The sequence below is a fragment of the Cellulomonas sp. P4_B5_2 genome, assembly GCF_056402235.1.
On record NZ_JBFUHU010000088.1, the window covers coordinates 1 to 13087 of the forward strand.

The following is a 13087-nucleotide window of genomic DNA, read 5'->3' on the forward strand; positions in this document are numbered from 1 at the left end:
CTCCAGCAGCGTGCAGCCCAGCTCGCTCCAGCAGCGTGCAGCCCAGCTCGTCGGCCAGCGTCGCGCAGATCTCGCCGACAACCCGGTGGTCGCGATGCCCGTCCCCGCGCCACGGGGAAACGAGCTGGTCGACCGGAGGGCCGTCGGCCAGCAGCTTCCGGAGGTCCGCCTCGACCGCGTCGCGCACCTCGCGCAGCCCGCCGTCGGGATGACCGAGCAGCGTGACCGGGGAGTCGGGGGACAGCAGCCGCACCGCCTCGCGCACCTCCGCCGACCGGACCTCCACCAGCGCGTCGGGCGTGAGCGTCGGGGAGCCGGGATGGGACGCGCTGCCGTCGGAGACGACGACGACCTCGGCCGGGTGACCGGCGTCTGCCAGCTCGGCCAGGATGCCGCCGGCGCCGAGCGTCTCGTCGTCCGGGTGGGCGGCGACCACCACCGTGCGTCCGGTCCGCCGGAGCGCGAGCGCGGGCAGGTCGCGGAATCGGGCGTCGGCGGACCAGGCGTCGGCGGGAGTGCCGGGGGCCTGTCCGTCGAACGTCACGACGGCGGATCCGCCACGGCGGCGAGCGCCTGTCCCAGGGACACGTCGTCGCGCTCGGCGTGCTGCTGGCGGACGTAGACCTGCAGGTCGGCCGCCCGCTTGGCGTGCTCCGCCTCGAGCGCGAGCGGCGCCGGACCGAGCGCGTGCCCGGCGATCCGCAGCACGTCCTCGCAGACCCCGGCCACGGTCGCCCGCACCCGCTTGGCCAGCAGCCTGCCCTGCGCGGCGTCGAGCGAGCCTGCGTCCACCAGGCCGGCCGCCTCGGCGAGGGCCCGGCGGGCGGACTCCAGCCGCTGGTCGATTGCCCCGAGGTGCATCGCGAGCAGCGGGTCGTCGCGCCCGTGCGCCTGCGCGTGCACCCGCCGGCCGATCCCGACCGCGCCGCCGAACCAGCACGCCGCCACCCCGACGCCGCCCCACCAGAACCCCGGCCGCTCGAGGTACCAGCCGGGCGCGCCCACCGGAGTCGCGCGGACGTCGTCGAACGCCACGGCGGTGCTCGGGATCTCGGCCAGCCCCCGGGACACCCACTCCTGGTCGGCCGGCCGGACGCCCTGCTCGCGCAGGCCCACCGCGAACAGCCCCCGTGTGCCGTCCGCGAGGTGCGCGGTGACCAGCGCCGCGTCCAGCTCGCCCGCCAGCGAGCACCACGGCTTCGTCCCGTGCAGCCGCCAGCCGTCGTCGTCCTGCGCCGCGTCGAGCCGCACGCCTGGGCCCTCGGCCGCGAACACGCCCCAAGTCCGCCGGCCGCCGTCGGGGACGCCGGCCTGCGCCAGGATCGCGCGCGCGTCGAGGTGCGGCTCGACCGCCCGTGCCACACCGAGGTCGGCGGCGCCGAGCGTGGCGAGCAGCTCCCAGAGCTCGATCGTGCGGCCCCCACCGGGGAGCAGGTCGGCGGGCCAGGTCACGACGTCGCGCAGGGCCTCACCGACCGTGCGGGGGATCGTCGGTGCGCCGCTGCTCGGGCCGAGCGCGCGCAGTCGCACGCTTCCAGGCAGGGCCATCTCCGTCACTCCCAGGGGATCAGCTGGGCGGGACCGCTGCTCGATCCGTCGTCCAGATCATCACCGCGGGTGGTCGGTCGCGCGACCCGAGCGGAGATCCGTGCGCAGGTGGACGGCCACGTGGCAGGGTCGGAGCGTGCACACCAGCGCCGGGGCGGACCGATGAGCGAGCTCGACGACGTCGCCGACGAGCTCTACGCCGGGCCTCCCGCGGAGTTCGTCGCCCGCCGCGCCGCCGCCGTGAAGGCCGCGAAGGCCGACAAGGACCGCGAGCTCGCCGACGCCATCGGAGAGCTGCGCAAGCCGACCGTCTCGGCCGCTCGACGCCACGCTCACCGCAGGAGCTCGACGCCACGCTCACCGCCGCGCTCGCGGACCCGGCGGTGGCGCGCGAGGTCGTGTCCGGTCGTCTCACCGCGGCGCGCGAGTATGCGGGTTTCGGCAGCGCGGACACGGCCGAGGGTGCACCCCCGCCTGCGCCACCGAAGCCGGCGAAGGCACCGAAGGAGCCGAGCCCGCCCGCCGCGCGCGGCAAGCTCCGGCTCGTCGGGGAGTCGGAGCGCGCAGAGCCCAAGGAGACCGCCGTCGACCGCGAACGCCGGCGCCGCGAGGAGCGCGAGCAGCGCGCCCGCGACGAGGCGCAGGCGGCGTGGGAGGAGGCCGAGCGAGCCGCGGCGGAGGCCAGGCGTCGGCACGAGGCCGCGGTCGCGGCGCGCGACGAGAGTGCCGCGGAGGTCGCCCGCGCGCAGGAGCGTGCCGCCCGTGCTCACGAGGAGGAGGACGACCTGGTGCGCGAGCTCGCGGAGGTCCGCCGCCGCCTCGCCGCCGCCGGCAAGGCGGCCACGGTCGCGGACAAGGACGTGGCGTCGACGCAGCAGACCCTGCGCGCCGACGACAAGGACGTCGCGGTGGCCGAGCGCGAGCTCCACCGTGCGGAACGAGCACGAGACGCGGCCGAGGCCGCACGCGACGGGAAGTAGGAGGAGCCGATGGCAGACAGCAGGGACGACGCCCCGCGGGTGCACCCCGAGAGCATCGAGGAGTGGCGCGACTGGCTGCGCGCCCACCACGACACCGTGCCCGGGGCGTGGCTGGTGTCGTGGAAGACCGCGACCGGCAGGCCGACCGTGCCGTACGAGCGGGCGGTCGAGGAGGCGCTGTGCGTCGGGTGGATCGACTCGACGAGCAAGACGGTCGACGACGAGCGCCGGATGCTCTGGTTCACGCGCCGCAAGCCGGGCAGCGGCTGGGCGCGGACCAACAAGGAACGGATCGTGCGACTGGAGGCAGAGGGCCGGATGACCCCCACCGGCCGCGCGGTCATCGACGCGGCCAAGGCCGACGGGTCGTGGACGCTGCTCGACGACGTGGAGAACCTGGTGGTCCCGGACGACCTGGCGGCGGCGTTCGACCGCTACCCGGGCTCGCGCGCGCAGTTCGACGCATTCCCGCCGTCGGCTCGGCGCGCCATCCTCGGCTGGATCGTGCAGGCAAAGCGCGCGACCACGCGTGCGGCGCGGCTCGAGGAGTCGGCGCGGCTCGCGGCGGAGGGCAAGCGGGCCAACGAGTGGGTGCCCAAGGGCTAGGCGGCAGCGACGCCGCAGGTCAGGGGCCGCTTTGGTGGTGGGCCACCGGCGCGGGTACCCTGTGCTGGTCCTGGAGACGTCGCATAGCCCGGTCTAGTGCGCGACCCTGCTAAGGTCGTGAAGGCGTAAGCCTTCCGTGGGTTCAAATCCCACCGTCTCCGCTCTTGCACGAGATCTCGCTCGAACCAGCAGCTCGAACCGTCACGGTTCGGGCTGTTGCTGTGTCCGGCCCCGGCGCGCCAGCACCACGTCGCCGACGATCACCGCCAGCAGCACCGCGTTCGACACCCAGTTCAGGGCCAGCGGGGAGGCCGCGTCCCGCAGCGCGAACACCCCGAGCACCGCCACGACGCCGACCAGGTGCGGCGCCGACCACCGGCCGCCGGTCGCGCGTCGGAAGAACGCGTTCCCCAGCAGGTACACCGCCGCGGCGCCGCAGACCAGCCCCGCGGTCCACGTGTCGGTGTGCCCGAGGGGGTGCAGGAGCACGAGCTCGTCGGCCACGGCCGTGAGCACGATCCCCGCGATCAGCAGGAACGGGACGTACGTGTAGGCGGTCTGCGCGACCATCCCCGGCTCCGCGCGCGACGAGAAGTACTCGGTGGCCGACCGCTCGGACCGGTCGAAGAACAGCAGCCACATGAGCACGGTGCTGGCGAACGCCGCGAGGAACGCCAGCAGCGTGGTGGTGTCGAGCTCCAGCTCCGCGAACGCCGTGCCGGTGACGATGATCGACTCGCCCAGGCTGATGATGAGGAACAGGGCCACCCGCTCGGCCATGTGCGAGCCCCGGACGGACCACGTCGTCGGGTCCGTCGGCCCCATGAACGGCACCCAGAACAGCGCCCGGGGGCCGACGACGTCGATCAGCGCCGCCGTGATCCACAGCGCCGGCCGCAGGTGCTCGTCGACCAGCGCGCCCGCGATCCAGAACGCCCCGGACACGCTCAGCCACACGGTGATCCGCACGAAGTTGGTGGCGTTCTCCGGCCAGTGCCGCCCCATCGCCCACACCGTGAACAGGGTCCGGCCCACCTGGATCACCACGTACGGCACCGCGAACAGCAGCGCCTTGCCCTCGAACGCCTCGGGGATCGCGCTCGACATGAGCAGACCCAGCAGCATGAGGACCAGCAGCATCGCCCGCACGGGGGTCTTGTCCGGGTCGAGCCAGTTGGTCACCYACGTGGTGTCGATCCACAGCCACCAGACCGCCCAGGCGAGCACGAGCGTCTGGAGCAGGGTGGTGAGGTCCGGGTGCGCGATGAGGCTGTGCGACAGCTGGGTGACCGCGAAGACGAACACGAGGTCGAAGAACAGCTCGATGTACCCGACCCGGCTGCCGTCGTGGCCGCCCCCGTGCCGGAGCACGTCCGCGCGCATGCCCCACCGGCCGCCGCCGGTGCCCAGTCGCTGCGTGGTCGTCACCGGGCGATCCTGCCACGGGCGTGTGACGGGTCACGTGGCCACGGTTTGGGCGACCGGGCACCTGACCTGTATCGTCGTCTGCGGCCCTGCGGGGCCATGCGCCCGTAGCTCAATGGATAGAGCATCTGACTACGGATCAGAAGGTTGGGGGTTCGAGTCCCTTCGGGCGCACAGAGCAGGATGAAGAAGACGAGGCGCGCTGCTGACACGCAGTGCGCCTCTCTTCTTGCCCGAGCACACCCGGCGCTCGGGGCACAACGTGGCCGAAGGGACAGGCGAGGCGTTCGGTCGCTCGCCGATAACGTGAGACAGCCTGCCCGGAGTCGGGCAGCGCACCACGCCGGCCCGCTTCGGCTGTTGCGGCCGGCCGCCACCGCGCGCCCCGTCCTCCGGACCGTGACGCGCCATCGCCCATCGCGATCGCCGCACCGAAGGATCATCCCCATGAGCGTCACACCTGCTCGCACCCTCCGCCTGGCCACCGCCGCCCTCGCAGCGCTCGGTCTGACCGCCTTGGCCGCCGCGCCGGCGCACGCCGCGGTGCAACCCGCGGGCCTTGCCTGCGACTTCCCGCTCGACATCGTCGGGGACGGTGGAGCCCTCAAGTTCCACCAGCACGGCGACGTCATCATGTTCACCGGCCGGGGCGAGAACCTCACCCTGACCAACGTGGACACCAGCGCGTCGCTCAGCCTGCGGTCCAAGGGCGTCGCGGTGCGGGTGACGCAGCTGCCGGACGATGCCTCCCGCTACGAGCTGAACGGCAGCAACATCGTCATCCTGTTCCCGACGGATGTGCCTGCCGGGCCGTCCACCACCCTCTACAACGGCCGGGTCGTCTTCCATGTCGACGCGGACGCGGTCTGGACGCTCGAGTCCTTCGCGGGCCCGACCCGGGACCTCTGCGCCGAGCTGAGCTGACCCCCACCGGGCACCCCGCTACTCGGCGTGGTCGACCTGTCGGGCCCAGCGGGCCGCGAGCTCGATGCGGCTGGCCGCTCCCACCCGGTCGCGCGCCGCGGCGAGGCGGTGCTTCACTGCGCTCTCGCTGATCCCCAGGTGCCGGGCCATGCGCGTGGTCGTCCATCCGCGGCCGGCCAGGGCGATGACCTCGGCCTCTCTCGGTGTGAACGGGGTGCTTCCTTCCTCGTACCGTTCCCCGAGGCGGGCGATGGCGGAGTCGAGTGCCGCGCGGAACGTCAGCGCCGCACGGACCGGTTCCCCGAGCGCCGCGAGGCAGGCGAGCTCGTCGTCCGTGAGGTCGCCGCACTGCCGGTGCACGCCCAGGAACAGCAGCGTCGTCGGGGTGCGCTGCAGGGCGAGAGCGGCGGGGTAGCGGCCCTCGGTGTGGGAGTGCATCGCCTGGTAGATGTCGGAGTCCCAGAACGGCTCCATCTCGGCGACGTCGCTGACGCGATGGACGAGGCGGTTGCGCAGGAGCGTGCGGAACGAGGGATGCCGGCCGGCCACCGACTCGGCCTCGGCGACCTGGGCGGGCGTCAGGGTGAACAGCCGCGAGACGCCGAGCATCACGCTTCCGCTCAGGCCGGTGGGAGTCGTCGACCACAGGCACAGGCCGGTCCCGGCGTCCGAGGAGAGCGCCCGGTCGACGCGTTCGGTGAGCTCCTGGGCGTAGTCCTGCCCGCGCGCGACCTGCCAGGCGACATCGACTCCGATGCGCAGCGCGTCGTCCATCTTCACGATGGGGCCCCCAGCTGTCCCCGACATCGCAGACCCGACCACAGTAGCGCTGACCCGATCCGAGCCGCCCCGTCCTTCCCCTGGGCACGCTCGCGGAGGACGATCGGGTGCACGGAGTCCGAGGTCGCCGGTGCCGGCGACGGCTCCAGGAGGCACGCCGTGCGACGACGACGGGTGATCTTCCGGTCGGTGGTGCTGGCCGTCGCGCTCGGCGGGGCCCTGGCGCTGCTGCTCCCCACAGCCTGGTTCTGGCTCGGCGGGGCGTTCCTCGGGGTGGTGCTCGCCCTCGTGGCCGTGTTCGCGCTGATCAACCTGGTCTCGGCGCTGCGCGACCGGACGCCCGACCACGAGCCGCCCGGCGCCTGGTGGTGGTGCGAGCTCCCGATCGACCACACGTATGTCCGGCTCGCCGCGGTCGACTCGACGTGGCGGTGCACGCGGTGCGGGGACGTGCGGCACGTGCCACCACCTCGGGCGACGAGCGACGCCTGGGCGGAGGGCGACAGCGGCTTCCCGATGGGTTACCACGACTGACCTGGGGGATGACGGCGGTCCGCCCGGGGGACCAACGGCCGGCGGCCGGGATCCGCCCTGAGGGCCACTCGCCGCGGGGTCCTGCCGACGCAGAGTGAGGATCGTGACCCTCTATGTCGGACGACTCCCGGAACGAGTGCGCCGTCGCCGTGCGCGGTGGGCGGTCGCGAGTGCGGTGGTCGTGCTCTGCGTCGCCGTCGCCGGCCTCGTGCACGCGCTGGGCAGCGCCGCGACTCCGGGTCCGACCCCGACCGCCCAGGGGCTGAGCCCGGTGCTCGAGCAGCGGTTCGCCGCCGCGCAGGAGGCGGCCGGGCTGGCCGGTGTGCCCCTCACCCTGACGTCGGGCTGGCGGTCGGCGGCGGACCAGCAGGCGATCGTCGACGACGCGGTCGAGCGGTACGGGTCGATCGAGGAGGCGCGGCGGTGGGTGCTCCCGCCGGAGTCGTCCGCGCACGTGCAGGGGACCGCGATCGACGTCGGACCCACCGAGGGAGCCCTGTGGCTGGGTGAGCACGGGTTCGAGCTGGGCCTGTGCCGCACGTACGCGAACGAGATCTGGCACTTCGAGCTGTTGGCCGACGGCGCGCAGACGTGCCCTGAGCTGCACCCGGACTCGTCCAGCGGCTGGTGAGCCCGTCAGACCGCGGCGTTGTTCTTCTGCACCCGGTTGCGCAGGAAGATCAGCGGCAGGATCAGCGTCCCGAGCATGGTGACGATCCAGACCGTGAGCGAACCGAAGACCCAGGCGGTGGTGCCGCTGATGGTCAGGCCCTCGCCGATGAGGGTCGCCACCCACAGCGCCGCGACCGTGGAGACCAGGCCGACGGCACCGGTGAGCGCGTTCGCGTACTTGCGGGACATCACCAGGAACCACGGCGTGAGGATGCTCTGCAGGACCGCGAAGACGATCACCGCGACGAGGAATCCCGACGCCGTCACGGTGAACCCGTCGACGATCAGCGACGCGATCCACAGGCCGAGGGCCGCCGAGGCCAGGAAGATGAACGCCCGGATCAGGAAGACGACCATCGGAGATGCTCCTTCGCGTCAGGGGCGGGGAGCGGGTCCCGGGCCCTGAGCCTCACCCTAGGGAAGCGCGCTACCGCGCCGCCAGGGTGTGACCAGTCCGTTTGTTACGAGTGATCGCACGGCTCGGTCGTTGGCCAGGACGCCCGCTACCGTGGCTCGGGTGACGGAGAACTCGACACCCACGCCCATCGCCACCCCCGAACACACGGTCGACGGTTTTGTCCGGGAGTTCCTGCGCGAGCTGAACTTCGGTCAGGGCACCGACCTCACGCGCGCGTCGGTCAACGACAAGTACCTCGCCATGGCCCGCACGGTGCGCCACTACCTCATGGTCCGCTGGATGGAGACCCTGCGGCGGCAGTACCAGATCCAGGCCAAGTCCGTGGCGTACCTGTCGGCGGAGTTCCTGCTCGGCCGGCAGCTGGACAACGCCCTGCTCGCCGCCGACCTCGACGAGGTCGTCGAGGAGGGTCTGGCGTCCCTGGGCATCGACCTGGCGGAGCTGCGCGAGGCGGAGGTCGAGCCCGGTCTCGGCAACGGTGGCCTCGGCCGGCTCGCGGCGTGCTTCATCGACTCGCTCGCGACGATGAACGTCCCGTGCATCGGCTACGGCATCCGGTACGAGTACGGCATCTTCCGCCAGACGTTCGTCGACGGCTGGCAGGTGGAGAAGCCCGACAACTGGCTGGCGCTGGGGTCGCCGTGGGAGTTCCCGCACCCGGAGGCCGCCGTCACCGTCGACTTCGGCGGTCACACCGAGCAGTACGTGGCCGACGACGGCGAGACCCGGAGCCGGTGGGTGCCGGGCTGGAGCGTCCTGGGCGTCCCGTACAACTACATGGTCCCGGGCTATGAGAACGGTCGCGTGAACACGCTGCGCCTCTGGAGCGCGCGCGCCACCCGCGCGTTCGACCTGGAGATCTTCAACGCCGGCGACTACGCGCAGGCGGTCCGCGCCCAGACGTTCGCGGAGAACATCTCCAAGGTGCTCTACCCGGAGGACTCCACGCCGCAGGGCAAGGAGCTGCGCCTGCAGCAGCAGTACTTCTTCGTCGCCTGCTCGATCCGTGACTTCCTCGACCAGGTGCTGCCCGGCGACTTCGACCTGCACAAGCTGCCCGAGCGCATCATCTTCCAGCTCAACGACACCCACCCCGTCATCGCGATCCCGGAGCTCATGCGGATCCTCGTCGACGAGAAGGGCTGGGACTGGGACGACGCCTGGGCGGTCACCCAGAAGTGCTTCGCGTACACCTGCCACACCCTGCTGCCGGAGGCCCTCGAGGTCTGGTCGGTGGACCTGCTGGGCAAGCTCCTGCCGCGCCACCTCGAGATCATCTACCGGATCAACGAGGACTTCATGGCCGAGCTCCGGGAGGCGTACCCGGACGACGAGCTCCGTGTGCGCCGCATGTCGATCATCGCCGAGTACCCCGAGCGCGCCGTCCGGATGGCGTACCTGGCCACCGTGGCGGGTTCGAAGGTCAACGGTGTGGCGGCCCTGCACTCGCAGCTGCTCAAGGACAAGGTGCTGCACGACTTCTCCGACTATTTCCCGGACAAGTTCACCAACGTGACCAACGGCGTCACGCCCCGGCGGTTCGTGCGGCTGGCCAACCCGGGCCTGTCCGAGCTGGTCACGGCGGCGATCGGTGACGGATGGGTCACCGACCTGGAACGGTTGAAGGATCTCGAGCCGCTGGCCGACGACGCCGAGTTCCGGCAGGCGTTCCGCGAGGTCAAGCGCGCGAACAAGCTCCGGCTGGTGGACGTGCTGGCGGAGCGCGACGGCATCGCGATCGACCCCGACACGATGCTCGACGTGATGGTCAAGCGCCTGCACGAGTACAAGCGCCAGACGCTCAAGCTCCTGCACGTGGTCACCCTGTACGACCAGGTGACGTCCGGCGCCGTGAAGATCGAGGACGTCACGCCGCGCACCTTCGCGTTCGGTGCCAAGGCGGCACCCGGCTACAAGATGGCCAAGCAGACCATCGGCCTGATCAACGCCGTCGGCCGCACGATCAACAACGACCCCGCGCTGCAGGGCCGGCTCACCGTCGCGTTCCCCGCCAACTACAACGTCACGCTCGCGGAGAAGCTGATCCCCGCGGCGGACCTGTCCGAGCAGATCTCGCTGGCCGGCAAGGAGGCGTCAGGCACGGGCAACATGAAGTTCGCGCTCAACGGCGCCCTGACCATCGGCACCGACGACGGCGCGAACGTCGAGATCCGCGAGCTCGTGGGCGACGACAACTTCTTCCTCTTCGGGCTGCTCGAGCCGGAGGTGGCGGAGATCGTCGACCGTGGCTACCACCCCACGTCGTACTACGAGGAGAACCGTTCGCTGCGGCACGCTCTCGACCTGATCGCGTCGGGCACGTTCTCCGGCGGCGACCGGACGACGTTCGAGCCCATCGTGTCCAACCTGCTGTCCGAGGACCGGTTCCTGGTGCTCGCCGACTACCAGGCGTACATCGACGCGCAGGCCCGGGTCGACGAGGCGTACGCGGACACCGAGGCGTGGACGCGGTCGGCGGTGCTCAACGTGGCGCGGTCCGGCTTCTTCTCCTCGGACCGCTCGATGCGCGACTACATCGACCGCATCTGGCACACGCACCCGGTGCCCCCGGAGAAGTGACGACGCGCAGCGTCCGAGGAAGTGGCCGCCACGGCGCTCACGTCCTCGGACGCTGTGACGTGGTGCCGGGGCCTACCCTTGTCGCGTGACACCCGCGAAGAAGTCCCAGGAGATGAAGGCGTCGACCGCAGCCGCCAAGCTCGACGTATACCTGCCGGCCACGCCGGAGGACTTCCAGAACCGGATGATCACGCGCGACGAGCTCACCGAGCTGCAGCGCACGCCGCCGCAGTGGCTGGTGGACCTGCGCCGCGACGGGCCGCACCCCCGCAGCGTCATCGCGGGCCGGCTGCGCATCTCGATCAGCGGCCTCGCGCGCGGCGGGATCACGGACCCGCTGACCACGGAAGAGATCGAGGCGCTGCAGGCCGAGCCGCCCAACTGGCTGGTCCGCGAGCGCGAGATCGCCGCGCAGGTGCGCCTGGAGGAGCGCCTGCAGGAGTCGCGCGAGGCGGACCGCAAGGCCGAGGCCGACCGCAAGGCCGCCTCCGGCAAGGGCTGATCAGAGGCCCCCGCGCGGCGGTTCGAAGTCGGGCACCAGCACCGGGGTGTCGCGGTTGAGCGACTCGCCGCGGAAGTACGGCCGCAGGGACAGCTTCGCGGCGCACGCGACCATCAGCGGCACCCCGAGGACCAGCATCCCGACCCCGATGACGAACACACCGCCGACCCCGCCGAAGCTCGTGTACCCGTAGTCGGGGTCGAGCATGTCGCGCGCCGAGATGCCGAACGCCCAGACCATGCCGGCGCCGCCGAGCAGCGGGAACAGGCCGCGCAGGAAGAAGTTGCGGGCGCTGCGGAAGATCGACCGCCAGAAGTACGCGACGCACGCGAAGGCGGTCACGGCGTAGTAGAACGCCACGGCGAGGCCCAGCGACGCGATCGAGTCGAACAGGGCGTCCTCGCTCAGCAGCTTGAGCACGATGTAGAACACGGTGGCCGTGATCCCCATGACCAGCGTGGAGAACGACGGGGTCTTGAACACCGGGTGCACGCGCGCGAACTGCTCGGGCACGGCCTTGTAGACGGCCATCGCGAGGGTGCCGCGGGCGGTCGGCAGGATCGTGGTCTGCGTCGACGCCGTCGCGGACACCGCGATGACCAGCAGGAGGATGAACGCCATCACCGGTCCGAGCAGCGGACCGCCCAGCACGGTGACCACGTCGTCGATGTTGGCCTCGTTGTTCAGGCCGATCCCGGTGGTGCCGAACCCCGCGTACGCCTGCACGGCCACCGCGACCAGGCAGTAGGTGACCAGCAGGATGACCGTGGCCAGCACCGCGGCGCGTCCGGGGGTGCGTGCGAGGTCCTTGGTCTCCTCGTTGACCGCGAGGCACGCGTCCCAGCCCCAGTAGATGAACAGGCACAGGATCACGGCGGCGGCGATGGCCGACGACGACAGCCCGGCGGGGTTGAACCAGGACCACTCCGGGAGCACGGCCTGCGGTCCGGCGGTGCCGGCGTAGACCTTCCAGAGCGCCAGGATGCTCAAGCCCCCCAGCACGATGAACTGGAAGACGACGAGCACGTTCTGCAGGCGCTCGCTGACCAGGATGCCGCGGTAGCTCACCCAGGTCATGGCCGCGATGAAGCCGACTCCGATGAGCAGGACCGCGATCCGGTTCTCGGCCACCTCGTCGAGGCCGAACGCGCGCAGGAAGTAGACGGCTGCGACCTCGGCCACGTTGGCCAGCACGATGATCCCCGACACCGCCAGGCCCCAGCCCCCCAGCCAGCCGACCCACGGACCGAGCGCCTTGGCGCCCCAGGTGAACGTGGTCCCGCAGTCCGGCATGACCGAGTTGAGCTCGCGGTAGGCGATCGCGACGAGAAGCATCGGCACGAACGCGATGAGGAACATGGCCGGCGACTTGTCGCCGACCGCCAGCACCACGTAGCCGAGCGTCGCCGCCAGCGAGTAGGCGGGTGCCGTGCTGGCCAGGCCGATGACGGTGTTGCCCCAGAGGCCCAGCGAACCGGAGCTCAGCCCCTTCGTCTGTGCAGGGGACTCGTCGGTCAGGGCGCTGCTCATCGGACCTCCCGGCTCGCGTCGTCGCGGTACCCCCGGATCCGGACATTACTCCCGCGGGCCGTCCCCCGGCCGAGTCGCCCGAGGGGCCGACCGGGCCGTCCCCCGGCCGAGCCGCCCGAGGGGCCGACCGGGCCGTCCCCCGGCCGAGTCGCCCGACGGGCCGACGAGAACAACGTGGGACGCGTCACGGGGGTGCAGAACGCGTCCAGGGTTGTTCTCGTCACGTGTTGCGGGTCAGCGGGGGCGGGGCTTGCGTGCGCGGGGGGCGGCGGTGCCCTTGGCCGACGGCTTGCGACCCGACCCGCCCTTGCCCGTCGCGCCCGTGCCGGACCCGCCCTTGCCCGTCGATCCCTTGCCGGACCCGCCCTTGCCCGTCGCGCCCGTGCCGGATCCCTTGCCGCGGGCCTTCGGCGGAGTCGCCTCCGCAGCCGGGGCGCCGCGGCCGCGCGACGAGGTCGCGGTGCGACCGCGCACGATGCCGATGAACTCCTCGGTCAGGTCGTCGTACCGGTCGGTGACCCACGCCAGGCCACGGGCCGCGCGACGCGCCCGCGGCGCTGGTGCCGCGACGAGCCCGCGGCGCTGGTG

The 13087-nt window shown here is 72.0% G+C and carries 13 protein-coding genes, 2 tRNA genes and 1 pseudogene; 9 read left to right on the forward strand and 7 right to left on the reverse strand.

The genetic code is table 11. The features are described from left to right. A partial coding sequence (locus AC1DUQ_RS08140) for a PIG-L deacetylase family protein (RefSeq protein ID WP_477073633.1) occupies positions 1–544 on the reverse strand: 544 nt, incomplete at its 3' end. Further along, entirely contained in the window at positions 541–1548 is a 1008-nt protein-coding gene (locus AC1DUQ_RS08145; RefSeq protein WP_477059799.1) for an acyl-CoA dehydrogenase, read from the reverse strand. The genes AC1DUQ_RS08140 and AC1DUQ_RS08145, both read right to left, overlap by 4 nt. Positions 1549–1931: 383 nt before the next feature. Between AC1DUQ_RS08145 and AC1DUQ_RS08150 the strand changes: the two genes are divergently transcribed. From AC1DUQ_RS08150 to AC1DUQ_RS08160, 3 genes are all read left to right on the forward strand, one after another. Then, positions 1932–2528, forward strand: coding sequence for a hypothetical protein (locus tag AC1DUQ_RS08150; protein ID WP_477073634.1), 597 nt, complete (start codon positions 1932–1934; stop codon positions 2526–2528). Between the two features lie 9 nt (positions 2529–2537). After that, positions 2538–3134 (forward strand): YdeI/OmpD-associated family protein, encoded by a 597-nt coding sequence (locus AC1DUQ_RS08155; RefSeq protein WP_477059801.1) that lies wholly within the window; start codon positions 2538–2540, stop codon positions 3132–3134. Between the two features lie 72 nt (positions 3135–3206). After that, positions 3207–3295 (forward strand) — tRNA-Ser (locus AC1DUQ_RS08160). Positions 3296–3335: 40 nt separating this feature from the next. Here AC1DUQ_RS08160 and AC1DUQ_RS08165 read toward each other — a convergent pair. After that, positions 3336–4562 carry a low temperature requirement protein A gene (locus tag AC1DUQ_RS08165; protein ID WP_477073635.1) on the reverse strand — a complete coding sequence of 409 codons (1227 nt, stop codon included), beginning with the start codon at positions 4560–4562 and terminating at the stop codon, positions 3336–3338. Positions 4563–4660: 98 nt separating this feature from the next. Here AC1DUQ_RS08165 and AC1DUQ_RS08170 point away from each other — a divergent pair. Together AC1DUQ_RS08170 and AC1DUQ_RS08175 are read left to right on the forward strand one after the other, a co-directional pair. Beyond that, positions 4661–4733, forward strand: a tRNA-Arg gene (locus tag AC1DUQ_RS08170). 273 nt (positions 4734–5006) lie between these two features. Beyond that, complete coding sequence (locus AC1DUQ_RS08175) at positions 5007–5483, forward strand: hypothetical protein (protein ID WP_477059803.1); 477 nt, start codon at positions 5007–5009, stop codon at positions 5481–5483. Between the two features lie 18 nt (positions 5484–5501). Here AC1DUQ_RS08175 and AC1DUQ_RS08180 read toward each other — a convergent pair whose 3' ends face one another. Then, positions 5502–6257, reverse strand: a complete 756-nt coding sequence (locus tag AC1DUQ_RS08180; protein WP_477060800.1) for a helix-turn-helix transcriptional regulator — start codon at positions 6255–6257, stop codon at positions 5502–5504. Between the two features lie 165 nt (positions 6258–6422). On the opposite strand from AC1DUQ_RS08180, the gene AC1DUQ_RS08185 reads away from it, so the two are divergent. Both AC1DUQ_RS08185 and AC1DUQ_RS08190 read left to right on the forward strand, forming a co-directional pair. After that, positions 6423–6797: a hypothetical protein gene (locus AC1DUQ_RS08185; RefSeq protein WP_477059804.1), complete on the forward strand. Its 375-nt coding sequence runs from the start codon at positions 6423–6425 to the stop codon at positions 6795–6797. A gap of 103 nt (positions 6798–6900) precedes the next feature. After that, the gene (locus AC1DUQ_RS08190; RefSeq protein WP_477059805.1) at positions 6901–7428 is read left to right on the forward strand and encodes a M15 family metallopeptidase; all 528 of its coding nucleotides are present in this window, start codon (positions 6901–6903) and stop codon (positions 7426–7428) included. A gap of 5 nt (positions 7429–7433) precedes the next feature. Here AC1DUQ_RS08190 and AC1DUQ_RS08195 read toward each other — a convergent pair whose 3' ends face one another. After that, a complete protein-coding gene (locus AC1DUQ_RS08195; protein WP_477059806.1) occupies positions 7434–7826 on the reverse strand; it encodes a phage holin family protein in 393 nt (130 codons plus the stop codon). A 160-nt stretch (positions 7827–7986) separates the two neighbouring features. Here AC1DUQ_RS08195 and AC1DUQ_RS08200 point away from each other — a divergent pair, with 160 nt between their 5' ends. After that, positions 7987–10467: a glycogen/starch/alpha-glucan phosphorylase gene (locus AC1DUQ_RS08200; RefSeq protein WP_477059807.1), complete on the forward strand. Its 2481-nt coding sequence runs from the start codon at positions 7987–7989 to the stop codon at positions 10465–10467. 85 nt (positions 10468–10552) lie between these two features. Then, positions 10553–10969, forward strand: coding sequence for a DUF5997 family protein (locus AC1DUQ_RS08205; RefSeq protein ID WP_477059808.1), 417 nt, complete (start codon positions 10553–10555; stop codon positions 10967–10969). Here AC1DUQ_RS08205 and AC1DUQ_RS08210 read toward each other — a convergent pair whose 3' ends face one another. Continuing rightward, positions 10970–12499, reverse strand: a complete 1530-nt coding sequence (locus tag AC1DUQ_RS08210; RefSeq protein WP_477059809.1) for an APC family permease — start codon at positions 12497–12499, stop codon at positions 10970–10972. Positions 12500–12733: 234 nt separating this feature from the next. Continuing rightward, a pseudogene (locus AC1DUQ_RS08215) lies at positions 12734–13087 on the reverse strand (LysR family transcriptional regulator); the annotation flags it as partial.

Excerpts from the sequence above, each read along its gene's own strand:
- AC1DUQ_RS08145 (WP_477059799.1), bottom strand. The coding sequence starts at position 1,548 with ATGGCCCTGCCTGGAAGCGTGCGACTGCGCGCGCTCGGCCCGAGCAGC.
- AC1DUQ_RS08155 (WP_477059801.1), top strand. The coding sequence starts at position 2,538 with ATGGCAGACAGCAGGGACGACGCCCCGCGGGTGCACCCCGAGAGCATC.
- AC1DUQ_RS08175 (WP_477059803.1), top strand. The coding sequence starts at position 5,007 with ATGAGCGTCACACCTGCTCGCACCCTCCGCCTGGCCACCGCCGCCCTC.
- AC1DUQ_RS08180 (WP_477060800.1), bottom strand. The coding sequence starts at position 6,257 with ATGGACGACGCGCTGCGCATCGGAGTCGATGTCGCCTGGCAGGTCGCG.
- AC1DUQ_RS08195 (WP_477059806.1), bottom strand. The coding sequence starts at position 7,826 with ATGGTCGTCTTCCTGATCCGGGCGTTCATCTTCCTGGCCTCGGCGGCC.
- AC1DUQ_RS08210 (WP_477059809.1), bottom strand. The coding sequence starts at position 12,499 with ATGAGCAGCGCCCTGACCGACGAGTCCCCTGCACAGACGAAGGGGCTG.